This window comes from Hahella ganghwensis DSM 17046, from assembly GCF_000376785.1.
In the GTDB taxonomy this organism is placed as follows: Bacteria; Pseudomonadota; Gammaproteobacteria; order Pseudomonadales; family Oleiphilaceae; genus Hahella; species Hahella ganghwensis.
This window is the reverse complement of record NZ_AQXX01000128.1, coordinates 46927-71543: the sequence shown is the minus strand read 5'-3', so window position 1 is coordinate 71543 and position 24617 is coordinate 46927. Positions and strand designations below refer to the sequence as shown.

At 48.7% G+C, this 24617-nt stretch carries 20 protein-coding genes; 15 read left to right on the top strand and 5 right to left on the bottom strand.

Annotation, left to right across the window (positions count from 1 at the left end; genetic code table 11):
- Nucleotides 1–17: 17 nt before the first annotated feature.
- On the bottom strand, nucleotides 18–869 hold the full coding sequence (locus tag F566_RS0119815; protein ID WP_020408773.1) for a CsiV family protein: 852 nt from the start codon (nucleotides 867–869) through the stop codon (nucleotides 18–20).
- 39 nt (nucleotides 870–908) lie between these two features.
- The gene (gene mfd, locus F566_RS0119810) at nucleotides 909–4361 is read right to left on the bottom strand and encodes a transcription-repair coupling factor (protein ID WP_020408772.1); all 3453 of its coding nucleotides are present in this window, start codon (nucleotides 4359–4361) and stop codon (nucleotides 909–911) included.
- Between the two features lie 371 nt (nucleotides 4362–4732).
- On the opposite strand from mfd, the gene F566_RS0119805 reads away from it, so the two are divergent.
- From F566_RS0119805 to sthA, 10 genes are all read left to right on the top strand, one after another.
- Complete coding sequence (locus F566_RS0119805; RefSeq protein WP_020408771.1) at nucleotides 4733–6199, top strand: glyceraldehyde-3-phosphate dehydrogenase; 1467 nt, start codon at nucleotides 4733–4735, stop codon at nucleotides 6197–6199.
- Nucleotides 6200–6487: 288 nt separating this feature from the next.
- Nucleotides 6488–7825, top strand: coding sequence for a Na(+)-translocating NADH-quinone reductase subunit A (locus F566_RS0119800; protein WP_020408770.1), 1338 nt, complete (start codon nucleotides 6488–6490; stop codon nucleotides 7823–7825).
- A gap of 3 nt (nucleotides 7826–7828) precedes the next feature.
- Nucleotides 7829–9028, top strand: coding sequence for an NADH:ubiquinone reductase (Na(+)-transporting) subunit B (locus F566_RS0119795; protein ID WP_020408769.1), 1200 nt, complete (start codon nucleotides 7829–7831; stop codon nucleotides 9026–9028).
- Nucleotides 9021–9830 (top strand): Na(+)-translocating NADH-quinone reductase subunit C, encoded by an 810-nt coding sequence (locus F566_RS0119790; protein ID WP_020408768.1) that lies wholly within the window; start codon nucleotides 9021–9023, stop codon nucleotides 9828–9830. Before F566_RS0119795 ends, F566_RS0119790 begins: the two co-directional genes overlap by 8 nt.
- A complete protein-coding gene (locus F566_RS0119785; RefSeq protein ID WP_020408767.1) occupies nucleotides 9823–10488 on the top strand; it encodes an NADH:ubiquinone reductase (Na(+)-transporting) subunit D in 666 nt (221 codons plus the stop codon). The genes F566_RS0119790 and F566_RS0119785 overlap by 8 nt, the downstream gene beginning before the upstream one ends.
- A 2-nt stretch (nucleotides 10489–10490) precedes the next feature.
- Nucleotides 10491–11102, top strand: coding sequence for an NADH:ubiquinone reductase (Na(+)-transporting) subunit E (nqrE, locus tag F566_RS0119780; protein ID WP_020408766.1), 612 nt, complete (start codon nucleotides 10491–10493; stop codon nucleotides 11100–11102).
- 30 nt (nucleotides 11103–11132) lie between these two features.
- Nucleotides 11133–12359 carry an NADH:ubiquinone reductase (Na(+)-transporting) subunit F gene (gene nqrF, locus F566_RS0119775; protein ID WP_020408765.1) on the top strand — a complete coding sequence of 409 codons (1227 nt, stop codon included), beginning with the start codon at nucleotides 11133–11135 and terminating at the stop codon, nucleotides 12357–12359.
- A gap of 4 nt (nucleotides 12360–12363) precedes the next feature.
- Complete coding sequence (locus F566_RS0119770) at nucleotides 12364–13431, top strand: FAD:protein FMN transferase (protein WP_051085392.1); 1068 nt, start codon at nucleotides 12364–12366, stop codon at nucleotides 13429–13431.
- Between the two features lie 4 nt (nucleotides 13432–13435).
- Nucleotides 13436–13678, top strand: coding sequence for a (Na+)-NQR maturation NqrM (gene nqrM, locus F566_RS0119765; protein ID WP_020408763.1), 243 nt, complete (start codon nucleotides 13436–13438; stop codon nucleotides 13676–13678).
- Between the two features lie 186 nt (nucleotides 13679–13864).
- Complete coding sequence (gene sthA / locus F566_RS0119760; protein ID WP_020408762.1) at nucleotides 13865–15259, top strand: Si-specific NAD(P)(+) transhydrogenase; 1395 nt, start codon at nucleotides 13865–13867, stop codon at nucleotides 15257–15259.
- Between the two features lie 101 nt (nucleotides 15260–15360).
- Here sthA and F566_RS0119755 read toward each other — a convergent pair whose 3' ends face one another.
- The 3 genes from F566_RS0119755 to F566_RS0119745 are packed head-to-tail and all read right to left on the bottom strand — an operon-like array spanning nucleotide 15361 to nucleotide 17828.
- Nucleotides 15361–16107, bottom strand: a complete 747-nt coding sequence (locus tag F566_RS0119755) for a glycerophosphodiester phosphodiesterase (RefSeq protein WP_020408761.1) — start codon at nucleotides 16105–16107, stop codon at nucleotides 15361–15363.
- A 42-nt stretch (nucleotides 16108–16149) separates the two neighbouring features.
- Complete coding sequence (locus F566_RS0119750; RefSeq protein ID WP_020408760.1) at nucleotides 16150–17262, bottom strand: 3-deoxy-7-phosphoheptulonate synthase; 1113 nt, start codon at nucleotides 17260–17262, stop codon at nucleotides 16150–16152.
- Between the two features lie 38 nt (nucleotides 17263–17300).
- Nucleotides 17301–17828 carry a DUF2062 domain-containing protein gene (locus F566_RS0119745; protein WP_020408759.1) on the bottom strand — a complete coding sequence of 176 codons (528 nt, stop codon included), beginning with the start codon at nucleotides 17826–17828 and terminating at the stop codon, nucleotides 17301–17303.
- Nucleotides 17829–18117: 289 nt separating this feature from the next.
- Here F566_RS0119745 and F566_RS0119735 point away from each other — a divergent pair, with 289 nt between their 5' ends.
- The 5 genes from F566_RS0119735 (at nucleotide 18118) to lpxK (ending at nucleotide 24529) form a co-directional block, all read left to right on the top strand.
- The gene (locus F566_RS0119735) at nucleotides 18118–20559 is read left to right on the top strand and encodes a DNA internalization-related competence protein ComEC/Rec2 (RefSeq protein WP_020408757.1); all 2442 of its coding nucleotides are present in this window, start codon (nucleotides 18118–18120) and stop codon (nucleotides 20557–20559) included.
- Nucleotides 20560–20644: 85 nt separating this feature from the next.
- Nucleotides 20645–21280, top strand: coding sequence for a MotA/TolQ/ExbB proton channel family protein (locus tag F566_RS0119730; protein ID WP_020408756.1), 636 nt, complete (start codon nucleotides 20645–20647; stop codon nucleotides 21278–21280).
- Nucleotides 21277–21702 (top strand): ExbD/TolR family protein, encoded by a 426-nt coding sequence (locus F566_RS0119725; RefSeq protein WP_020408755.1) that lies wholly within the window; start codon nucleotides 21277–21279, stop codon nucleotides 21700–21702. Before F566_RS0119730 ends, F566_RS0119725 begins: the two co-directional genes overlap by 4 nt.
- Before the next feature lie 56 nt (nucleotides 21703–21758).
- Nucleotides 21759–23516, top strand: a complete 1758-nt coding sequence (msbA, locus tag F566_RS0119720) for a lipid A export permease/ATP-binding protein MsbA (RefSeq protein ID WP_020408754.1) — start codon at nucleotides 21759–21761, stop codon at nucleotides 23514–23516.
- Nucleotides 23513–24529: a tetraacyldisaccharide 4'-kinase gene (gene lpxK, locus F566_RS0119715; protein WP_020408753.1), complete on the top strand. Its 1017-nt coding sequence runs from the start codon at nucleotides 23513–23515 to the stop codon at nucleotides 24527–24529. The genes msbA and lpxK overlap by 4 nt, the downstream gene beginning before the upstream one ends.
- The last annotated feature ends 88 nt before the right edge of the window (nucleotides 24530–24617 follow it).

The following is a 24617-nucleotide window of genomic DNA, read 5'->3' as shown; positions in this document are numbered from 1 at the left end:
AATGGTTTCAGGTACTGTCACTGGTTGGTTGTGGAAGGTTGTGTTGAGGCTGGCGGCTCTGAGGAATCTCCCAAAGGAATGTCATCCTGACCAGTAGGCGTGATTTGTGCCGGGACGATTTTTATAAGCAAACCAAACATTGGATGGTCAAAGTAATGGACTTCCCCGCTGCGCATTCTTCTGGCCTGGTGAATGGTGTAGAACTCTTTTGGAATTAGTCCTTTAAGCCTTAAGGGGTGGTCTGGCTCTGAAGGCGCCATCGGGTTAAGGGATGGTTCCGTTGAGACTCCAGGGTGGCTGGCGGAGTCTGCTGACAGTTGTCCACTGAAATCGTTCGTTAAGCCGGGCACCTGAAGTTCGTCAAAAAGATTATCCAGGAAAGTCGGTTCAGGTGCGCCCCAGCGAGAGATGGTGACTTTCGGGATCGTGTGCAGATATCGTCTTAGGGCGACCGTAATGCTACCCGTTAACTCGGTATCATTTTCTGAATCTGTATAGCCGGGTATCTCATAAGTCAGACTCTGGCCTTCCTGTAGTTGGGTCAACCAACTGAAGTGTGAAAGGACGGAATAACCTCTGCTGCGACGGACCTTTTTGTCTTCCTCGGCAAGAACATAGCTGTCGGTCGGTAGCAGTTGAACCTGATCTTCGGTGAGTGGGTTAAAGTCTACCAGTGCAATTCTGTTTGCTTCGGGTTCCTGTTCTGCTGGCTGGGTAAAGGTCTCCTCTGTTTCAGGCGACAGTTGTTTGAAGACGATAACCTCGACCTGAAACTGTCTTGCTTCATCGATGGTTTCAGCCAGCGACGTGGTTCCCTGTAAAAGCAGGGTGACCAGGGTAAGGTTAGATAAAAATCTCGTTGGTTTCATTAACTCATTGGCCTTGTATTCGGGGTTCTTTCTGTTCCCTTAATGGGAGCGACCCGCTGGAGTTGAGAAAGTTTGCAGTAGATTTTCAATAAATTGCAATCTTTCTTCGCTGGATTCCAGAGACTCACTGATTTTTAGTTTATTCCCGCCATCAAGTTTATAGCGGTTTGGTTCTCGTTGAATCAAAGTGACCAGTAGCATTGGTTCCACTTTGGTTTTGTGGCCGAACTCAATAGTGCCTCCCCTGATGCCAAGGTCGATTTTCGCGATGCCGATCTGGTCAGCGGAAAGTTTGATATTCTGTTGGCGGAAAAGGTTTTTGACCGGATCGGGCTGTAGTCCAAAGCGATCTATCATTTCTACCTGAAGGTCGCGTAGTGCGTCATGGTCGGCAGCATTGGCAATTCTTTTGTAAAGGATCAGGCGACCGTGCACGTCATCTAGATAGTCATCGGGAATCAGTGCGGGTATTCTGAAATTGATGTCACAACCGTTTGGAATTGGTTGGCTGAGGTCAAGCTCTTCTCCTTTCTGCATCGCTTTGACTGCAGCGTCCAATAGCTGTGAATAAAGAGCGTAGCCAATGTTTTGAATATGCCCACTTTGTTCTTCGCCGAGTAGTTCGCCGGCCCCTCTGATTTCCAGGTCGTGGGTCGCCAGAGTGAAACCTGCTCCAAGATCCTGAGCATTGCCTATGGCTTCCAGGCGCTTAATGGCGTCAGAACTCAGAGTTCGTGGAGGTGGAGTGAGCAGGTATGCGTATGCCTGGTGGTGGGATCTCCCGACCCGCCCTCTCAACTGGTGCAACTGGGCAATGCCGAACTTGTCTGCCCGATCAATCAAAATGGTATTGGCCGAGGGAATGTCGATGCCGGTCTCAATAATCGTGCTGCAGATCAGTACGTTGAATCTCTTGTGATAAAAGTCAGACATGACTTTTTCCAGTTCTCTCTCCCGCATCTGGCCGTGGGCAACTCCAACCCTGGCGTCTGGCACCAGTGCCTCAAGTTCGCGGGCTTCTTTATCTATGCTGCTGACCTCATTGTGCAGGAAGAATACCTGACCACCGCGGAGTATTTCCCGTAACACGGCTTCTTTTATGAGACTGTTCGATCTTTCCCTGATGAACGTTTTCACGGATAGCCGGCGTTCAGGCGGAGTACTGATAATGGATAGGTCTCTGACGCCCTGCAGAGAGAGGTTGAGGGTCCTTGGAATAGGCGTAGCCGTCATGGCGAGAATGTCGATGTTGGCTCTTAAAGCCTTCACTTTTTCTTTCTGCTGGACACCAAAACGGTGTTCCTCGTCAATGATAAGCAACCCCAGGTCCTTGAATGAAATATCCTTCTGCAACAGTTTATGCGTGCCGACGATAATATCGACTTTACCTTCTCTGAGTTTCTCTTTGATCTTGCTGATATCAGATGCTGAGCGGAAACGTGAGATCAGTTCAATATGGATGGCGGTATCCGCAAAACGATCCTGAAATGTTTGAAAGTGTTGCTGGGCCAACAGGGTGGTTGGGACAAGTACGGCTACCTGACGTCCACTGTTTGCTGCCAGGAAAGCAGCGCGCATGGCGACTTCTGTTTTGCCGAAGCCGACATCCCCGCACACCAGGCGATCCATGGGAGTCGTTTTGACCATATCTTTAAGGACGGCATTAATGGCGTTTAATTGATCAGGCGTTTCCTCGAATGGGAAGGAGGCAGAAAAAGTCTGGTAACTCTCATCCGGAGGGGCGCAGGCATACCCGGGGTTTGCTTCGCGTCGGGCATAAACCTCGAGTAATTCAGCGGCAGTATCCTTGATCTTTTCAGCCGCGCTTTTCTTGGCTGCCGACCAACGATCAGTTCCCAGTTTGGAAACGGGAACCAGCTCCTCATTGACCCCGGTGTATCGTGAAATCAGGTGAAGTGAAGCGACAGGTACATAAAGCTTGGCATCGTTGGCATATTCCAAAAGCAGAAATTCTTGTTTCTGGCCGTCGACTTCCAGTGTTTCAAGGCCTTTATATCGCCCTATGCCATGGTCAATGTGTACCACTGGCGAGCCAACTCTGAGCTCTGTGAGGTTCTGGACTACATTATCGCTGGTTTCCGTGGCTCGTTTTCGCCTGCGACGCTGTGGTACCCGGTCCTGATAAAGGTCCGGCTCGGCGATGATGGCATACCGACCTTCCGCATCAATAAAGCCTTTGGTCAACTCTGCAATGGTGACTTTCCAGGGCTGATCCAGTTGCTGGCACTGTTTCCAGTTGCCAGCTTCCTGAAGACGAATACCTGCTTGTTTAAAGCTTTCCAAAAGTACCTGCTGTCTTCCGGCCGTCTCTGCACAAATGGTGATGTTGGGGATATCCTTTGCCAACGCTTTCAGGTTGACGAAAGGATCTGCCAGTCTGGGTTGTATCGATACATCAGGCAGTGGTGCAAACTGCGTTTGTGTGGCGGATGCCGCAGGATCTGCTTTTTGTTTAGTGCTGAATTCTGCTCGAGGGAATTGTTTCAGGTGTGCAAAGAATTCTTCGGTTCTCTGGAATATCTGGCCGGGCGACAGTATCGGGCGTTCAATGTTGTGGCGAAGATCTTCGTAGCGATCATTCAATTCATCCCAGAAATGCACGCTGCGGTCATACAGCCCGTCGTACAGCACCAGAGTTGACTCATCGTCAAGATAATCAAAGATGGTGGCGGTGGATTCAAAAAACAGATCCAGGTAATACTCCAGGCCAGGTGAAGCAATACCATTCATGACATCCTGCAATATAGGACAATTGCGGGATGTGTTGGGAAACAGCTCATAGAAGCGGTTTCTGAATCTGGTGATGGAATCTTGGGTTAACGGAAACTCATGAGCCGGCAGAAGATTGATCTGCTCAACCTTGTCGGAAGAACGTTGAGTTTCAACATCGAATTCCCTGATGCTATCGACCTCATCATCGAACAGATCTATCCGGTAAGGGGTGTGGTGGCCGGTTGGAAAAATATCGAGAATCGAGCCCCGAATTGCGAACTCGCCGTGTTCAATGACTGTGTCAACGCAACGATAACCGGCAGACTCCAGATCCCGCCGGTAATCGCTAAGATCAATGGATTGTCCCTTCCTGATCACCAGCGTGCTGCCGAGAATGTAAGGTTTCGGTGGCAGTCGGACCAGGGCTGTGGAAAGTGGTAAAATCAGCAGGCCGTGATTAACCTTGGGCAGCTCGAAAAGACATTTGATTCTGGCGGAGATGATGTCCTGGTGTGGTGAGAAAGAATCATATGGCAGGGTCTCCCAGTCAGGCAGCGTCAGAATTGGGATTTCTTCACACGAGAGAAAAAACCTTACTGCATTTTCCAAATGTTCGGCCGTGGGCATATCTACAGTAACGACCACCAATAATTTGTGGGTCGATTGCAGGTGCTGCGCCAGCACCAGAGCGTCCATCTGGCCGGTTGTATCACCCCAGTAAATAGTTTTGCTGGGGGTGTCTGGAAGTGGATATGTCATGTCTGCCTAAAAATCGATTCTGACTGGAGCGCGCATTCTAAGTTTTTGCCTGCCATTTTTCTAACTCTATGGACAAAGGGTTGCTGTCTTGGCATTGAGTTGCCGGAGAGTTGAAGGCTCAAAAGCCTAATAATTAGGCAGAAGCGACCGGGATTCCACTTAAATTTCAGTAGGCTTGTTAGTAATAAAACTCCAAATGGAGGCTGGGAGGCGAAAATGGGCGGGCTAATCTGGTGATTGTTTTGTATTGTAACGAACCTGTTGATTTGAAACGTTATTTTAAGTCAAAAATGGGGGGTATGCATTGCCACGCAAGGGTTGAAAAGAGATAATGTGCGCCCAAATTTTGCGCAGAAAAGAGGTGCATTACTGTGAGTCAAGAGAAGTTGGAAGCCTGTTTCGGCGATTGGAAGGAGCGCGAGACTGTCGCTGAATCTATGATCCCTCTCATAGGGCGTTTGTATCGTAACAACAACGTCATTACATCGATCTATGGCCGCCCAATTATTAATCGCTCCGTTATCGGGATCCTGAAAGCTCATCGCTTTGTTCGTCAGGTTGCCGATCACGAGCTTTCAGTCAATAACACCTATCCGATACTGAAAATGCTCGACGAAATGGAACTTGGGCATGCGCACATCGATATCGGAAAGATGGCGATTAAATATGAAAAGCAAGGCGGTTCTCAGTCTCTAGAGGAATTTCTGCGTGCAGAGCTGGCCGACATCGTCGGTAAGCGTGGGGAAGAGAACGGTGGTGCCTCTGAAACTAAAGATGTGGTTTTATATGGATTTGGCCGTATAGGTCGCCTGCTGGCCCGTATTCTGATTGAAAAGGCAGGCGGTGGGGCCAACCTGCGGTTGCGTGCCATCGTGGTGCGTAAAGGAAAAGCGGAGAACGATTTGGAGAAGCGCGCGAGTCTTCTGCGGCGTGATTCCGTTCATGGATCCTTCCAGGGTACCATTACCGTTGATGAAGAGAATGCTGCGATCATCGCCAACGGCAACTATGTGCAGGTCATCTATTCTGATGCGCCTGAGAATGTTGATTACACCCAGCATGGGATCGATAACGCCATTGTGATCGATAACACCGGTGTATGGCGTGATGAGGCTGGGCTGTCCCGTCACCTTCAGTGCAAGGGGGTAAGTCGTGTAATACTGACCGCTCCAGGTAAAGGTGAGATCAAGAACATCGTATTCGGTATCAATAATCAGTTGATTACTGATGAAGACAAAATTTTGTCTGCCGCCTCTTGTACGACAAATGCCATCACACCTGTCCTAAAAGCAGTGAATGATGAGTTCGGGATTATCGATGGGCATGTGGAAACTGTTCATTCCTATACCAATGATCAGAACCTGATTGATAATTACCATAAAGGCAGTCGTCGGGGTCGTAGTGCGCCTCTGAATATGGTTATCACAGAGACGGGTGCAGCAAAGGCTGTTGCTAAGGCTCTGCCAGAGTTGGCCGGCAAGCTGACTGGTAATGCGATCAGGGTTCCTACGCCTAACGTATCCATGGCGATTCTTAATCTCAATCTGAATAAAGCAACGTCAGTTGAAGGGATTAACAGCTATTTGCGCGATATTTCCCTGAATTCAGATCTGCACAAGCAAATCGATTTCACCAACTCGCCGGAAGTGGTCTCCACAGACTTCGTCGGTTCCCGTCATGCGGGGATTGTCGATGCTCAGGCGACCATTGTTAACGGCAATCGTGTTGTTCTTTATGTTTGGTACGATAATGAAGCGGGCTATAGCGCACAGGTCATTCGTGTGGTGAATCAGATGGCTGGTGTTAAGCACAATTTGTATCCAAACAGTATGAATTAATTCGCTTTTTCAATACCCGGCGACATCGCTTCCGGTGTCGCCATTTTTCTCCTCTCTTAGACTTTAGTATTAGCGAATATTAAAAATAAAAGACTAATCGCCCTCTCTGCGGTGTAGAAAAAAGGCACTCCGGTCACTATAATTACTGCGATTTTTGGTTGGCTAACCCGTGCACTCCTTATTTTTCAAGGAGATTCCATCCTTTCTTCATAATGTTCGCGTCTGCGTACTTAGAAAAATCGCACCAGCGGTGGCCAGAAAATTTACTCTGATGATTAGGCGGGGCTAATGATCAAGATCAAAAAAGGCTTGGATCTACCTATAGCCGGAGCGCCTGCACAAGTTATTGACGACGGCAAACCTGTAAATCAGGTGGCTTTAGTTGGATTTGACTACAATGGCATGAAACCCACTATGGAAGTACAGGTGGGGGATCGTGTTAAGTGCGGCCAGCTTCTTTATACTGATAAAAAAACCGAAGGTGTGCGCTATACAGCGCCGGCAAGCGGGACTGTTTCTGCGATCAATCGTGGTGAAAGACGTGTCTTTCAATCCATTGTTATCGACGTGGAAGGGGACGAGCATATTGAATTTGCTCAATATGAAAGCGGCAGCCTTGCCCAGTTGACTCGTGAGCAGGTTGTAGAAAACCTGGTTGAGTCGGGGGAATGGACTGCTTTCAGAACCCGTCCATTCAGCAAAGTGCCGGCGATTGATGCCGAGCCTCATTCGATCTTCGTCAATGCAATGGACAGCCATCCACTTGCTGGAGATCCGGCAGTTGTTATCGAAACAGCCAAGGCTGACTTCAAAAATGGTTTGACCGTACTTACCAGGTTGACCCGTGGCAAGGTGTTTGTCACGACCCGTCCGGGTGTGTCCCTGGATCTTCCTGCTGATGTGGCCAAGGAAGAATTTGACGGGCCGCATCCTGCTGGATTGCCTGGCACTCATATTCACCACCTGGACCCTGTTAACGCCTCTAAGTCTGTTTGGGCTATTGGCGCACAGGACGTTATTGCCATCGGACGTCTGTTTACTACCGGCCGTAAGTCAATGGAGCGGGTTGTCGCTCTGGCTGGACCTGCCGTTAGCAAACCTCGACTGGTTAAAACGCGTGTAGGTGCTAATTTAACCCAGTTGACCAGTGGCGAGTTGTCCGTGAACGACGTCCGGATTGTTTCCGGTTCTGTTCTAGGTGGCCGTAACGCTAAGGGTAGTGTCTCGTTTCTTGGTCGTTACGCTGTTCAGGTTTCCTGTCTGGAAGAAGGTGATAATCGCGAGTTTTTGGGCTGGTTGTCACCAGGGGGCTCCAAGTTCTCGGTGCTCAATATTTACCTTTCCAAGCTCAATCCTGGCAGATTGTTCAATTTCACTACGACCACAAATGGTAGTGAGAGAGCCATGGTGCCTGTTGGGTCGTACGAACGGGTGATGCCATTGGATATTCTGCCAACACAGCTGCTTCGTTCGCTCATCGTGGGCGATACGGAAGTGGCGCAAAAGTTAGGTTGTCTGGAGTTGGATGAAGAAGACCTTGCCCTGTGCACATTTGTGTGCCCCGGCAAATATGAATACGGTCCAATTCTACGCAGTAACCTCACTCTGATTGAGAAAGAGGGGTAAGACATGGGCTTAAGAGCTTTTTTGGATAAAATTGAGCCGAACTTCGAGAAGGGCGGCAAATATGAAAAGTGGTATGCGCTTTATGAAGCGGTAGATACCATCTTCTATACACCCGGTAAGGTGACTTCGGCCAATACCCACGTTCGTGACGGTGTCGATCTGAAGCGGATCATGATTACCGTTTGGTTCTGCGTATTTCCGGCGATGTTCTTCGGAATGTACAACGTTGGTCTGCAGGCCAATACTTTCCTGCTGGAAAATGGCCTGGCGATGGATGCAGGGTGGAGAAGCGCTATTATTGCTGCGTTTGCCGGCAATGATCCCGGCAGTATCTGGGATAACTTCATCTACGGTGCTGCTTACTTCCTGCCTATTTACTTCGTGACCTTTGTGGTTGGCGGTTTCTGGGAGGTGTTGTTTGCCACTATCCGTCGTCATGAAGTCAATGAAGGTTTCTTTGTTACTTCTATTCTGTTTGCATTGATTTGCCCTCCAACAATTCCTTTGTGGCAAGTGGCTCTGGGTATATCTTTTGGTGTGGTCATTGGTAAGGAAGTATTCGGTGGAACCGGCAAAAACTTCTTGAACCCAGCCCTGACCGGTCGTGCATTTTTGTACTTCGCGTATCCAGCTCAGATTTCCGGTGATGCCGTGTGGACTGCTGTAGACGGATTCAGTGGTGCCACGCCATTGAGTGTGGCTGCTGCAGGCGGTATGGAGGCTATCAATGAAAGTCTGACCTGGATGGATATGTTCCTGGGCTTCCAGCAAGGTAGTGTTGGTGAGACCTCGGCTCTGGCGATACTGATAGGTGGTGCGGCTCTTCTGATCATGAAGATAGCCTCCTGGCGTATCGTTGCCGGCGTATTCCTGGGTATGGCTGCTACAGCAACGTTGTTTAATCTGGTCGGCTCAGATACGAACCCTATGTTCAGCGTTCCAGCACATTATCATTTCGTGATGGGTGGTTTTGCCTTTGGCATGATGTTTATGGCTACTGACCCGGTGTCTGCTTCCATGACGGATGCTGGAAAATGGGCCTTCGGTGCTTTGGTGGGAGTAATGACCGTGTTGATCCGGGTAGTAAATCCAGCGTTCCCTGAAGGCATCATGTTGGCCATATTGTTTGCCAATCTGTTTGCGCCATTTATTGACCACATTGTGGTTCAGGCAAACGTGAAGAGGAGACTGGCCCGTGTCTAAGTCTAATGATTCCATTCAGAAAATTATTACCGTAGCGCTGGCACTATGTATTGTCTGCTCAGTGATAGTGTCTGCAGCGGCAGTTCTGCTGAAGCCGGTTCAGGTCCAGAACAGAACGCTTAACCTGAAAGAAAACATACTTCGTGCAGCTGGTATGCTTAGCACGTCTCCGACCAAGCAGGAGATTGAAGAGAAGTTTGCGACGATTACCCCCAAGTTGGTGGATCTGGATACAGGAATGTATGTAGAGCCTTCAGCGGCGGGCTATTCGAGTATCGAAGCTTTTGATCAGCAGAGAGTGAGCCAGAATCCGGATTACTCAAAAAGTCTGTCATCTGGTGAGGATATTGCCGGAATCAAGAGACGCGAGAAATACGCCAAGGTTTACATTGTAAAAGACGGCGCTGACATTTCCCGTGTCATTATTCCTGTGCGCGGATACGGTTTGTGGTCAACTCTATACGGTTTTCTCGCCCTGAAGGGAGATGGGGACACCGTCGTAGGTCTTGGGTTTTACCAGCATGGTGAAACGCCAGGTCTTGGCGGCGAGGTAGATAACCCCAACTGGAAAGGTCAGTGGCCTGGGAAAGAGGTTTATGACGAGCAGGGTGACCCGGCTGTCAAACTGGCTAAAGGTGGGGTTAACCCAAGTTCACCAGACGCAAAATATTCTGTGGATGCCCTGGCAGGGGCGACTCTAACCAGTCGTGGTGTTGAAAACCTGATGAAATACTGGTTGGGGGAAGAAGGCTTTAAAAACTATCTGGATCGAGTGAGATCAGGGGAGGCAGGAAATGTCTGAAGCGACGCCTAAAAAGGTTCTTCTTGAGCCTATCTTTTCCAACAACCCCATTGCTTTACAGATTCTGGGGATTTGTTCTGCTCTGGCAGTCACTACCAGTCTGCAACTATCCATTGTTATGGGCTTGGCTGTTGTATTCGTAACCGCGTTTTCGAGCTTTTCGGTTGCACTGATCAGAAGTCATATACCCAGCAGCATCAGGATTATTGTCCAGATGACAATCATTGCTTCTTTGGTAATTGTTGTTGATCAGGTGCTGAAAGCATATGCCTATGAAGTGAGCAAGCAGCTGTCTGTTTTTGTGGGGCTGATTATCACTAACTGTATTGTAATGGGCCGTGCAGAAGCCTTTGCAATGCAGAATGGTCCTGTGTTGAGCTTTCTTGATGGTGTAGGTAATGGTGCAGGTTATGCCACCATTCTCGTGCTTGTGGCTTTTGTTCGTGAGCTTTTCGGTGCGGGTAAACTTTTTGGAGTTGAGGTTTTGCCAGCGGTTGCCAATGGTGGGTGGTATCAACCGAATGGTCTGTTGCTCCTGCCTCCAAGTGCTTTCTTCATCATCGGATTGATAATCTGGGCTTTGAGAAGCTGGAAGAAAGAACAGGTTGAGGAAGCTGAGTACAAAATGTCTGCCCATAAAGTTAAGGAGGCATTTTAATCATGTTTGAGCATTACATCAGTCTATTGGTTAAGGCCGTTTTTGTTGAAAACATGGCTTTGGCTTTCTTTCTGGGGATGTGTACCTTCCTGGCACTGTCGAAAAAAATTGAGGCTGCTGTTGGCTTGGGGATCGCGGTCATTGTCGTACTGTCCGTGACTGTACCGGTCAACAACGTTATCTACAACGGATTGCTGAGAGACGGTGCCCTGGCATGGGCGGGTATGCCCAATATTGACCTGAGCTTCCTGGGCCTGTTGACCTATATCGGTGTTATCGCGGCGATTGTTCAGATTCTGGAAATGGTCTTGGATAAATTCTTCCCGGCGTTATACAACGCATTGGGGGTGTTTCTTCCGCTGATCACCGTTAACTGTGCCATCATGGGGGCTTCACTGTTCATGGTGGAAAGGGACTACACCTTTGGTGAAAGCGTTGTGTACGGATTCGGTGCAGGCCTCGGATGGGCGCTGGCGATTATTGCCCTTGCCGGTATTCGTGAGAAGCTGAAATACAGTGATGTACCTGAAGGCTTGAGAGGTCTGGGTATTACCTTTATCACTGTTGGCTTGATGTCACTTGGCTTTATGTCATTCTCTGGCATTTCGCTGTAACCGGAAGCTACACACGAATAAGGTAAGAATATGAATACAGAAATCATACTTGGCGTGGTGATGTTCACCGTCATCGTGTTGTCGCTGGTAGCGGTCATTCTGGCAGCAAGAGCGAAACTGGTGAGTTCCGGTGATGTCACTATCGAGGTCAATGACGACCCAGATCATACCATCAAGGCGCCTGCCGGCAGTAAGCTGCTGCAGACCCTCGCTGCTGAGGGCGTATTCCTGTCCTCAGCTTGTGGCGGCGGCGGAAGCTGTGCTCAGTGTAAGTGTAAAGTGATGGAAGGTGGCGGTAGTATGCTGCCGACTGAGAAAGCTCACTTTACCCGTCGTGAGGAGCGTGAGGGCTGGAGACTTTCCTGCCAGGTGGCAGTAAAACAGGACATGAAGATTGAAGTGCCTGAAGAAGTCTTCGGCGTCAAAAAGTGGGAGTGCGAGGTTGTGTCCAATCACAATGTTGCCACTTTCATTAAAGAGCTGGTACTTAAGCTTCCAGAAGGTGAAGTTGTCGACTTCCGTGCCGGTGGTTATGTGCAGTTGGAAACTCCGTCATATGATGTAAGCTTTGACCAGTTTGAGATTGAGGAAAAGTTCCGTGAGGATTGGGATAAGCACAATCTGTGGCGTTTCCGCTCTGTGGTTAAAGAACCAATCATCCGAGCTTATTCCATGGCAAACTACCCGGAAGAGCGCGGTGTACTGAAGTTCAATATCCGTATTGCGACACCCCCGCCGGGAACCAATTTCCCGCCTGGGCAAATGTCTTCATGGGTATTCTCACTGAAGCCTGGTGATAAAGTGACAGTATATGGTCCATTCGGTGAGTTCTTCGCCAAGGAGACAGATGCTGAAATGGTGTTCGTTGGTGGTGGGGCAGGAATGGCGCCTATGCGAGCACATATTTTTGACCAGCTCAAACGCCTCAACACTGACCGGAAGATGTCATTCTGGTACGGAGCGCGAAGCAAACGTGAGATGTTCTACGTTGAGGACTTCGATGGTCTGGCTGCGACAAATGATAACTTTGTCTGGCATGTGGCATTGTCAGATCCAATGCCTGAAGACAACTGGGAAGGCTACACAGGCTTTATTCACAATGTGTTGTATGACAACTACCTGAAGGACCATCCGGCTCCGGAAGACTGTGAGTTTTACATGTGTGGACCCCCAATGATGAACGCCGCAGTTATCAAAATGCTGAAAGATCTTGGTGTAGAAGACGAGAATATTCTGCTCGATGACTTTGGTGGCTGATTCTATGTCGTGCGAAACAGTGCAGAGAGATCTGCGCTGTTTCTTTCTGAAGCCCGCTGCAGTTTTAACGCTCTTTCTGAGTGTTTTAGTTGCCGCGGGCTGTTCATTTTTTGGGCCTGAACTTCAGTCTGCTGAAGGGCAGATCATGGGGACCTGGTATCACGTGAAGTGGAGTGATGAGGGAATCCGGTCTGCGCCAGATGAGGTGCGCAAAGGCATTCTGGAGCAGCTTCAGGAGGTGGATATTCTGATGTCCACCTACAAACAAGAGTCTGAACTCAGCCAATTTAACCAATCAGCGGTCAACGTATGGTTCCCTTTGTCCGAACCGACTGCTGAAGTGTTCGATATTGCCAGACGTGTCAGTCGCCAGTCTGGCGGTGCTTTTGATGTCACTGTGGGCAAGCTGGTTAATATGTGGGGATTCGGTCCCCAGTTTAAGCCTACAAAGGTTCCGTCGGACAAGGAAATTACCCATGCGCTTCAGGAAGTGGGTTTTGAAGTACTTGAACTGGATGTTTCCGGTAGAAAGGTAAGAAAGACGACGCCGGTCTATGTCGATCTGTCAGCAGTGGCAAAGGGTTATGCGGTTGATCGTGTAGCACTTTATCTTGAATCTCTTGGTGTTAAAGCCTACATGGTGGAAGTGGGGGGAGAGGTCAGGACACGAGGTGTAAAACCTGACGGAGTCAAATGGCGTATTGCGATTGAGTCACCGGTGGTCGGCGAGCGTCGTGTTCAGGACGTGTTAGAATTAAAAGACATGGGGCTAGCTACCTCTGGCGATTATCGGAACTTTTATGAAGAAGGTGGGATTCGATATTCCCATACCATAGACCCAAGAACCGGGAAGCCGATTAAGCATAATCTGGCATCCGTAACGGTTTTAAACCCCAGTGTTGGGTATGCGGATGCCTGGGCTACCGCGATGATGGTATTGGGGGAGGAACAAGGGTTCAACGTTGCTGTCGAACACAATATGGCCGTCTTATTTCTGGTCAAAGACGGAGACGGATTTAAAGAAATGGCAACCCCTGGCTTTAAACAGCTGACGGGAATGCCGAAGGAGTAAAGATATGCAGATGTTTCTGATTGTACTTGGAGTCATGTTACTCCTTGTGGCGGCGATGGCGATTGGCGTCATCCTCGGACGTAAGCCTATTTCCGGTTCCTGTGGTGGAATGAGCGCGCTGGGAATGGATGTGGCTTGCGATATATGTAAGGGCGATAAGTCTGTTTGTGAGACTGAGATTGAAAAGGCGCAACAGGAAAATCAGGGCAAAGACTTTGGTTATGATGCCATGGAGCCTCGTCGCTGAGGTGCAAAGTCCCGGAAGGACTCACGCCAACTCTGGTTCGGGTGTTTGGCGATAATGCCGGGGTTTACTGATACAACGACCGAAAAGATAACTAGATAGCAAAAACTGTTTGTGATCAGGGGAAGACTGCGTGTCGTTGGTATCAGACATAACGAATAAATAATCGATAGGGGAGACGGGTTAAAGATGGCAGATCACCAGTATGACGTTGTAGTCATCGGCGCGGGGCCTGCGGGAGAAGGTGCGGCAATGAATGCTGCGAAGCACGGTAAGCGTGTCGCAGTCATTGAAGATAAACTGCAGGTGGGCGGTAACTGTACCCACATGGGCACCATCCCTTCCAAGGCGCTTAGGCACTCGGTAAAGCAGATTATTCAATTTAATACCAACACTATGTTCCGGGATATCGGGGAGCCACGTTGGTTTTCCTTTCCACGGGTGTTGAAAAGTGCCGAACGTGTTATCGCCAAGCAGGTGAAGTTGCGCACTAGGTTTTATGCCAGAAATCGAGTGGATCTATATCGGGGCAGGGCGCATTTTCTGGATCAGAATCGTGTGGAAGTACAAGGAGGGATTGCTGGTAGGGAAATCCTATGCGCTCAGCAGATCATTATAGCCACTGGCTCACGGCCCTATCTGCCTGAAGATATCAATTTTACTCACCAGCGGATTTATAACAGTGACAGTGTGCTTAGGCTTAGCCATACGCCGCGGTCGATCATCATCTATGGAGCCGGTGTTATTGGTTGTGAATATGCCTCTATTTTTGTCGGGCTTGGGGTGAAGGTCGATCTGATTAACCCGGGTGAAAGATTGTTGTCCTTTCTGGATGGTGAAATCTCGGATGCTCTCAGCTACCACCTAAGGGATAATGGCGTACTTGTTCGTCACAAGGAAAGGTATTCTTCGGTGGAGGCGGATGACCGGTCTGTGGTGCTGACGCTTGAAAGTGGTAAAAAAATTCGGGCAGATGCTTTCTTGTGGTGCAATGGGCGTACAGGAAATACCGATCGACTGGGCCTTGAGAGCATTGGGCTGGAGCCCAACTCACGTGGTCAGTTAGCTGTTGACGAGCATTACAAGACGGAGATTCCTCATATCTATGCTGTTGGTGATGTCATCGGATGGCCGAGTCTGGCCAGTGCTGCATATGATCAGGGGCGCTCAGCGTCTGCCGAGATACTGAAGGATGATTACATTCGATTTGTTAATGATGTGCCGACTGGTATTTATACCATTCCTGAGATCAGTTCCGTTGGAAAAACAGAGGAAGAGTTAACCGACGCCCAAATTCCGTATGAGGTTGGGCAGGCGTTCTTCAAGGATCTTGCAAGAGCGCAAATTACCGGCGATACCGTTGGAATGCTGAAAATCCTTTTCCACCGGGAGACTAAAGAGCTGTTGGGAATCCATTGCTTTGGTGATCAGGCGTCAGAAATCGTACACATCGGGCAGGCAATTATGAGCCAGCCTGGGGATTTGAATACTATTGAGTACTTCGTCAACACCACATTCAACTATCCCACGATGGCAGAGGCTTATCGTGTTGCTGCATTGAATGGGTTGAATAGAATCTTCTGATGGCATCGTAAACCAAAAAAGCCAGGCAAATGCCTGGCTTTTTTGGTTGGCTGTCTTAATCGCGCCTCTTAAGGAGGCGTTAGTAACCTATGCGTTTGCTGCTATTGAAAGTGAAAAGGGAGGTTCTCCTGTGACTGGAAATGCCTCAGAACATGCTGAGGGTAGTCTGTGATCACACTGTGAACTCCGAGCTGTTGTAAATGAAGAATCTCTGGAATAGTGTTAACTGTCCAGGTGGAAACCTGTAATCCGGCTTTCTGGCATTCCTCCATGACAGATTTATCCGCCAGCTTGTAGTAGAGCGCAAGCAGGCTGCAATCATGTTTGATCGCTGTCTGGACAGGACTTGGAAATCTTTTCTGTGCAACGTAACCGGTGTCGATAGTGCTGTTCAGGCGCTTGATCTGCTGCAATACCCAGGTGTTTGAGCTGGTGACGATACAGCGTCCAAATAGTTGACGTTTCTGAATGAGTTCAACCAGTCTGTTGCATAATGTGTTCATCCGGCTCCGGGTGTCTCCCTTAACCTCAAACTGGATAGATCTGAACTCTGGTATGGCGTCGAGAATTTCAGTTAACAAGGGGATGGGAGTCGGCGTGTGCCAGGGAGGGAGGTGTTGTCCGGCGTCCATGGCTCTCATTTCGTCAGCGTCAAGATCTGCGACCTTTCCGGTTTGTCCGGTGGTGCGGTCAACCGTCTTGTCGTGAATAACTACGAGCTGCCCGTCTTTACTCAGTTGAATGTCCAGCTCGAAATGTCTGATACCTGCTTCATATGCATTTGCGAACGACGCTACGGTGTTTTCTGGAGCTTCAGCTTTAGCTCCACGATGACCGACAATGATCATAATTCCCTGATTCCTGGTTTATCGAATGTTAACTGAATGAAATTATTTGCCTGACTGATAGATGTTCTGGCGTTTGAGATAGGTTTCCCGGCACAGAGTCATATCCTCCAGAAAGCGTGGAAGGTCATTCATTGTCAGCGCCTGAGGGCCATCCACGAAGGCTTCTGCGGGATGAGGATGGAAATCGATCAGGACCATGTTGGCGCCTGAAATAACGCCTTGAGCCGCAGCGTGTACGACATCCAGAACGCCGCCCGGATCTTTGTCATGATTTCCAACTGAGTGAGAAGGGTCAACGCATACCGGCATCCGAGTTAAACGTTTAACCACGGGAACATGGGCGAAATCGACCAGGTTACGGTGAGGGCTGCCAGCTTCTGTTTTCATTCCCCGGAGGCAGAATACGACATTGGCATTGCCTTCACTTGCCAAATATTCTGCTGCGTTCAGAGATTCGTTGAGGGTGATGCCGAAGCCGCGTTTCAACAAAGCTGGATAGCGCTTTTGTCTACCTATGGCTTTTAACAACTCGAAATTCTGTGTGTTTCGGGTTCCTATCTGTAGCATGACGCCGGTAGGATTCCCCGTTTTCTCCATGGCTTCGTTAATTTCATCAATGTGGCTTTCATGCGTAATTTCCATGGCAATGACTTTGATGTCGTATTTGCCTGCAAGCTCGAAGACATAAGGAAGGCAGTTCTTGCCGTGTCCCTGGAAAGTATAGGGGCTGGTACGGGGCTTATAGGCTCCCATGCGGGTGCATTGTTGTCCATGCTCCTTCAGTACGCGAATCATCTCTTCAACGTTTTTAGGATTATCAACGGCGCAAAGGCCTGCAAAAACATGAAAGCTGCTTTGATCAAAATGGACACCATTGTATTCAAATCCGGTTGTGCGTTTTTCGTCCTGATGTCGTCCGAGAATTCGATATTCTTCTGATATTCGGATGACTCTCTCAACAGCGGGTAGTGCGCTGATTTCTTCAGTGGTGAGTTTTTTGGTGTCGCCGAGAAGGTAGATCTCTGTCAGTTTCTGCTGTTTGCCCTGTATATCGTGCACCCGATAGCTGACGCCTTTTAAGCACTCCAGATGCTCAAGAGTCAGGCGATAATCTTCGGCACTTTTATCTGTATCAGGGTGAAGAATTAGTAGCATAGTTTGAATCCCGGGAAGAACATGGATTTTACGGTTGGCTATTTGTTACGGATGGCGCGCTTTTCCTGACGATGTAACCAGTCTCGGCGTATTTTTCGCCGCCAAAGATATTCAACAACAGCATAAGAAAGAACAGCAAAAAATATCCCGCAGACCAAGGAGCCGAAATAAAGGGGCAGGCCAACCTCATATAGCTTTTCTGTCACCCAGGAGAGACTGAGTTCAAAGTTGAAATGCATACGCGGTGTACCCAGTATGTAGGCTCCGACCAGGTAGTTGAAGTAAAAAATTGGCGGCATTGTCACCGGATTGCTGATCCATACCAGCGCAACAGACAATGGTAGATTACAGTTGATCCACACGGCCACAAAAGCCGCCAATACCATCTGGAAAGGCATCGGGATGAAACTGCAGAAGATGCCAACCAGAAATGCCTTGGAGACAGCATGTCGATTGATGTGCCAGAGGTTGGGCTCGTGCAGTACGTCACCCAGAAATCCCAGGGCTTTATTGGCTCGTATTTTTTCCGGCGTCGGAAGCCACTTTTTTATGAATTCTTTCGGCATTGATGTTACAACGTCTCTAAAAAGGCCCTGTCAGCCTGTTTAAATGGTAATATATGCCTGCTTTGTGTTGCAGGTTGCTGTCATCAGGGCTGGTGCCCGAAAATCACTGTTAGCAAAGGTAACTTATCTTACACCTGACGCTGCCGACAGGCGGCAGGGAAATATACAGTATTTAATCACGAATATGCAGTTAAATAGCTGGTTTCAGGTGCCGGTTGATAAAACTGCCTGTGTAACCGGACTGGATGCCGGGATATATTAGATTGTAGTCAACTATAAGGAAACCATAATGCGATCATGGATGATTGCGATTCTTTCCGGCTGGTACCTGATACTGGCTGTAGTCCCCTGGTGGCATGCTGCCGAGCGCTTGCTGAAACAATATGATGGGTTTTATCCTGCGCTGTCCCTGGGAATCGTCTTTACCGTACTGATAGTGCTTCTTCGTCGAAAAATATTTTCCTCTGGAAAACAGTATTATCGGCATTTCTTGGTTGTCAGCTCTCTGGTTCTGGTCAGTGGCGCCTTGGCCGCCGGTTATTCCTATCAGAAAGCCCACGCAATTCCAGTACAGCTTGATGGGGCGGTTGTCATTGTTAAGGGCAGGGTTTGTCCGGGAGGCAATGTTGGCGTTAATTCCTCAGGAGTGTCTGGCCCCGGTCATGTCCGGGCTCCATCAGTTCAACGATACCAGTTCTGTGCGGATCAGATTAATGCTGATATAAGAGGATTTAACTGGAAAGCATCCAATGCTGATTACCCGTTATTGCTATCCTGCTACTACTGTGACTATGGATTACAAACGGGCGTTACCTATCAACTGAGTATTCGCCTAAAAGCAAATCGGCCCTTGTTAAATTTCAGTCAGCCTTTCGCTTGGCAAAAAGTGTGGGCGTTACCGTCGATCGCCAAGGGCAGTATTCGAAAGATACTGCATCAGGAAGCGATGTTGGTCAGTGATGAGGTCTTTGATAAAACAAAGCTTCGCCACCGTATATCATCGATTTTGCAACAAAGCTCTCACGCAGCAAGTCTTACTGCCCTGATTCTGGGTGATCGCAGTTTGTTGAGCGACAGGCAATGGGAGCTGTTGAATCAGTCAGGTCTAACCCATTTACTGGTGATCTCTGGGCTACATATCGGGATGATTGCCTCCTTTGGCTTTTTGTTAGCAAAAGTACTGGGGCGCAAGCTTCCAAGGAAATTGCAGTTAGTGTTTGGGTCGATCTTGGCGCTGACATGTGTATTGTCTTTTGTGGCCGTCATCAATGTTGGGGTTCCTGTTGTTAGGGCGGCTTCTGCAACCATTATTGGTTTGCTTCTTCTCTATTGGCGCAAATCTGGCCTCATGTCCTCATGGCTGCTCTTGACCATCTGTGTTTGCAGTATTATCAGCCCATTTGCTGTGTTTAGTTCCGGATTCTGGTTGTCTTTTGGGGGCGTTGCTGTGCTGTTGGTTCTGTTCGGACGACGGCTTGGCAGAGAGAATTCCAAAATTATTGTACTTTGGAGGAGTCAGGTAGGGTTCTTTCTTGGCATGGCAGGACTGCTGGCCTTTTCTTTTGGTGGGGTCTCTTCTGGTTCCGTACCGGCCAATCTTGTTGCCGTTCCGCTCATTTGCCTGTTGGTGTTGCCTTTGGCTGTACTTGCAGTTGTTGCCGGTTTTTTATCTCCCGTGCTCTTGTCGCCTGTAATAAGTCATCAGTTGCTACAGGCGACATCCGCACTTCTTGACTGTTTTTGGTGGGTGGCAGAGAAGTGTTCAGGGTTTCCGGTCTTTGAGTTTTCCGGTGGCTTGTGGTTGGTTGTGGCATTGCTTGTGGTTGGTGGGATCTGTCTGCTCCATTTCAGAATACCGATGGTGGCTTGGGGGGTTCCACTTTTTGTGATGGCGGGTAGCCAGGGCGGCAAGCCAGAAGTAGGGGGGCTGGTAATTGATGTATTTGATGTCGGGCAAGGATTGTCGGTCATGTCGCGACACGATGGGCAAGTCGTGATTTACGATACAGGCCCGAAGTACGCGAAATGGGATGCTGGGAAATATGTTCTGACGCCGGCACTTATAGAGGCAGGGGTGGAGCGTCTTAGTGAAATCATTGTCAGTCACGGAGATCTGGATCATTCTGGTGGGGTGGCAGCCTTGAGGCAGCAGTTCGATATTGATTTGGTCAGAAGTGGAGAGCCGGAAAGGGTGACCGATAGTCGACTTTGTCTTCCGGGTACCACAAATTATTCAGAACTGTCTGTCGAAGTGCTATGGCCTTCTGTGCTTAGCGGAAAAGCAGGTGAAGGGGCCGGTTCAGAAGAAAAGCAAAGCTCAAACGACCGGTCCTGTGTCGTCAAATTTTATTACGGCGCCTTTTCCATGTTGTTGCCTGGAGATATAGAGGGGAAGGCTCAGATCGAATTGGTGAAGCAAAAAGGCTGGCTACTTAAGGCGGATGTACTGATATTACCTCATCATGGAAGTGGCAATGCATTTGTCCCGGAGTTTCTGAGTGCGGTGAATCCCCAGCTTGCAATCGCCACGACTGGCCACCTGAATGCTTTTGGTCATCCGAATAAATTATTTCGAAATTGGTTTCGTAATCGAGAGGTTCCTTTGTTGAACACGGCTGAAAATGGTGCGATCCGGCTCAAGGTCTCGGAAGGTGATTCCGGGAGTGCCTGGTGGGATGTCGAAACCGCCTGGCCGGATTTTGAACAGTATTCCTTTGTTACCAATCAATAATGTGGACCTTTTCACAGTGTTTGTGAAGTGACTGATTCTGTCAGCCTATGCTAAAGTATGGCGATTTTTTGTAGGAGGCAATTGAGTGTACGAATTGTTAAAAGCGGGCGGTCTGATCATGATCCCCATTTTGCTGTGTTCTATCCTGGCTCTGGCGATCATTATAGAAAGATTCTGGACACTGAGACCGGGCAAGATTGCGCCGCAGTCAATCGTGAATGACTTGATGGCCCGCTTAAAGAAAAAGGAACTTAATGGGAAGCGGCTCAAGGAGCTGCAACAGGAATCGCCATTGGGGCGTGTGCTTGCAGCCGGATTGTTAAACGCCAAGCACGGCCGTGAGATTATGAAGGAGAGCATCGAAGAGGAAGCAAGTCATGTCGTGCATGAACTTGAGCGTTTCCTGACGGCTCTGGGGACTGTTGCGGCGGTGACACCTTTATTGGGTCTGCTGGGTACTGTTATCGGGATGATCGATGTGTTTGCTGAAATTCAGGTTGCCGGTACCGGTAATTCCCAGGCGCTTGCCGGGGGGATTTCCAAGGCCCTGATCACTACAGCGGCAGGTTTGACGATTGCCATTCCCGCTTTGGTATGTCACCGCTTCTTTCAGCGTAAAGTGGATGAGATTGTTGTGGAAATGGAACAGCAGGCACTGAAACTTGTTGAAGTTGTCCACGGTGACCGTGATGTAGATATCGAAGGGGCCAAAGCCAAGTGAAGTTCCGACGTCAGAACAAAGAAGAGTTGTCAGTTAACCTGACGCCTTTGATTGATGTGGTCTTTCTGTTGTTGATCTTCTTCATGGTGTCCACCACCTTTACCAAGGAAGCCCACTTGCAGGTGGAATTGCCAAAGGCTTCAGGTACACCTTCTGAGGCCGAGGTGGAAATGATTGAAGTGGTCATCAATAAAGATGGCCAGTATACGGTTAACGACAGAGTGTTGATCAACAGTCAGGTCAGTACCTTGAAACGGGCAGTTGAAAAACTTTCTAAAGGCAATAATGAGCTTCCCTTTATCGTGACCGCGGATGCAAAGACGCCTCATGAGTTTGTCGTGCGGGCAATGGATATTGCCGGTCAATTGGGATACAAGAAGCTTAGCATTACAACGGAACGTTCGGAGGAAGGCAGCAACTAAGCTGCCTTTTCTCCTGTCAGTCAGAGCCTTTCACCAGACTAGAGAGATGCGTTGCCGTGAGTAAAGCGAATGACCAATATGCCGGTTGGCAGGTGTACAAGAGATTGCTTGGATACCTCAAGTCGGCTTGGTGGGCGTTTCTGATTGCGATTGTCGGAAACTTGACCTATGCCCTTGCCAGTGCAGCCATGGCGCCAGCGATGGAATTTGTGGTTGAGGCAATTGAAAACCCCAGTGCTGAAAATCGTCTTTTTGTACCAATGCTGATTATTGTCGTTTTTACAGTAAGGGGCGTCGGTTCATTTTTTAGTACCTATTTTATGGCTTTTGTTGCAAGAGCCATAATACATCGAATGCGGACAGAGTTATTTTCCCAGATAATCAGGCTTCCCTGCAGTTTTTTTGATGCAAACTCCACCGGGCATTTGGTGTCCAAAATTACCTATAACGTTGCGCAAGTTACCGGCGCTGCTACCAATGCCATCACTGTCATCCTTCGAGAAGGGTTTACAGTGATGGGGCTCTTGGGGTTCATGCTCTATTCGAATTGGCGTCTGACACTGGTATTCCTCATAGTGGGGCCAATTATTGGGGTGTTGGTAAGCGTGATAACAAAAAGCTTCAGAAAGGTCAGTAGTAATATTCAGACCTCCATGGGGGAGGTGACTCACGTTGCGTCAGAATCCTTCAATGGCTATCGCGTAATGCGGACTTTTGGAGGCGAGTCTCATGAAGAGACCCGTTTTAGTGACGCCAGTGAGCATAATATTTCACAAACATTAAAGCTGTCGTTTATTCAAGCGATATCAACACCGGTTATTCAGGTGCTGATATCTGTATCCATTGCGGTTTTGGTGTGGCTAGCTCTTTCTCCTCAGGTCTTGCAGAACATGACTTCGGGGGAGTTTATTGCATTTATTACTGCGGCAACGACTTGTGCCAAGCCTGTTCGTCAGTTGACAGAGGTGAATGCGGTGATCCAACGGGGAATTGCGGCTTCCCAGGATGTCTTCTCACAAATTGACCACGAGGTTGAAGCCGATGAGGGGACGGTCGAAACTGATCGATGCAAGGGTGATTTAAGAATCAATCATCTGTCCTTCGCTTATTCTGGAAGTGACAAGAAGGTTCTGGAAGATATTAACCTCCATATACCAGCAGGCAAAACTGTCGCTCTGGTAGGGCGTTCAGGTAGTGGTAAGTCAACTTTGGCAAGTCTTATTCCAAGGTTTTATGACTATGATTCAGGTTCAATTACTCTGGATGACATACCACTGAAGGACCTTAAGCTCGCTAGCCTGAGAGAGCAGATATCATTGGTTACCCAACAGGTAACGCTCTTCAATGATAGTGTTGCCAATAACATTGCCTATGGAACTCTCAAAGGTGCGCCCCTGGAGGATATTGAGAAAGCAGCCGAAGCTGCTCATGCCGTTGAGTTTATCAAAGACCTGGATAAAGGTTATGAGACCAAACTAGGCGATAATGGCGTGAACCTCTCTGGCGGACAAAGGCAGCGTTTGGCGATTGCCCGGGCTCTGCTAAAGGATGCGCCAATACTGATTCTCGATGAGGCAACGTCGGCTCTGGATACACACTCTGAGCGACATATTCAGGCAGCTCTGGAAAATGTCATGAAAGACAGGACGACACTGGTGATCGCTCATCGCCTGTCTACTATTGAGAATGCCGATCTGATTGTTGTCATGGAGCAGGGAAGAATTGTGGAGACGGGGACTCATGATGAGTTGCTGTCAAAACAAGGGGCTTATGCTGCATTGCACCAGCTTCAATTTAGTGAAAATGAGGCATGAACCAGTTTATTGAACGGTTATGGTATGAAAGAAGTCTGTGGCGACTGATTTGCCTGCCTTTTTTCCTGCCATTAACCTTCATATATGTCTTGGTAGTGTATTGTCGAAAGTGCTATTTTCTTTTTTTTGTTCGAAGACAGAGTCAATGTTCTGTTCCAGTGATTGTTGTTGGAAATATTAGTGTAGGTGGAACAGGAAAAACCCCGCTGACGTTGGCTCTCATCCGGTATTTTCATGGCCGAGGTTATAGAGTGGGTGTGATTAGTCGAGGGTATGGTGGTAAGCCAGATGTATACCCGCACAAGGTCCTGCCTACTGATGACCCTGGTACTTGCGGGGACGAGCCGCTTCTAATTTCACAGCGAACCGGCGCTCCGGTTGTGATCGATCCTGATCGGGTGGCCGCACTCAGATTTGTAATGGAAAGCTCTGAATGTGATCTGGTTATCAGTGATGATGGGCTTCAGCATCTAAACCTGCAAAGAGATGTTGAGATCGTGGTCGTGGACGCAAGACGAGGTCTTGGCAATGGGTGGTGTTTGCCGGCAGGTCCATTGCGGGAACCTGCATCTCGCCTGAAGTCCGTCGATTTCGTTATTGCTAACGGCGAAGGGAGTATTCCGGCGAATTATCAAATGCAACTGGCGCCGAGTCGCCTTGTTGCAGTAAGTGGTCATGACAGTAGATTGACTAATGACTTTGCTGGTAAAAGAGTTCATGGGGTCGCCGGAATCGGTAATCCGGAAAGATTCTTTTTGACTCTGGAGGCCCTCGGAATAGAAGTGATTCGTCATGCCTTTCCGGACCACCATAGATATACACGGCAGGATATTGATTTCAATGATGGACTTCCAGTCATTATGACTGAAAAGGACGCAGTGAAATGCCGGGTCTTTGAATTAAGTGATTTATGGTATCTGGAAGTTGAGGGTGTCGTCGATCAGTCATTCTTTGAGAATCTGGAAGCTTGCATTCAGAACAAACGATCCTTGCCGGAAAGGGCGGGTAGATAGCCGGTTCATCGTGGCCGGGCTGATAGAGTATTGATAAAGGCAGATAGTGAGCTATTTTTCCGATGTTGGAACTCCCTGTGCTGCCGAA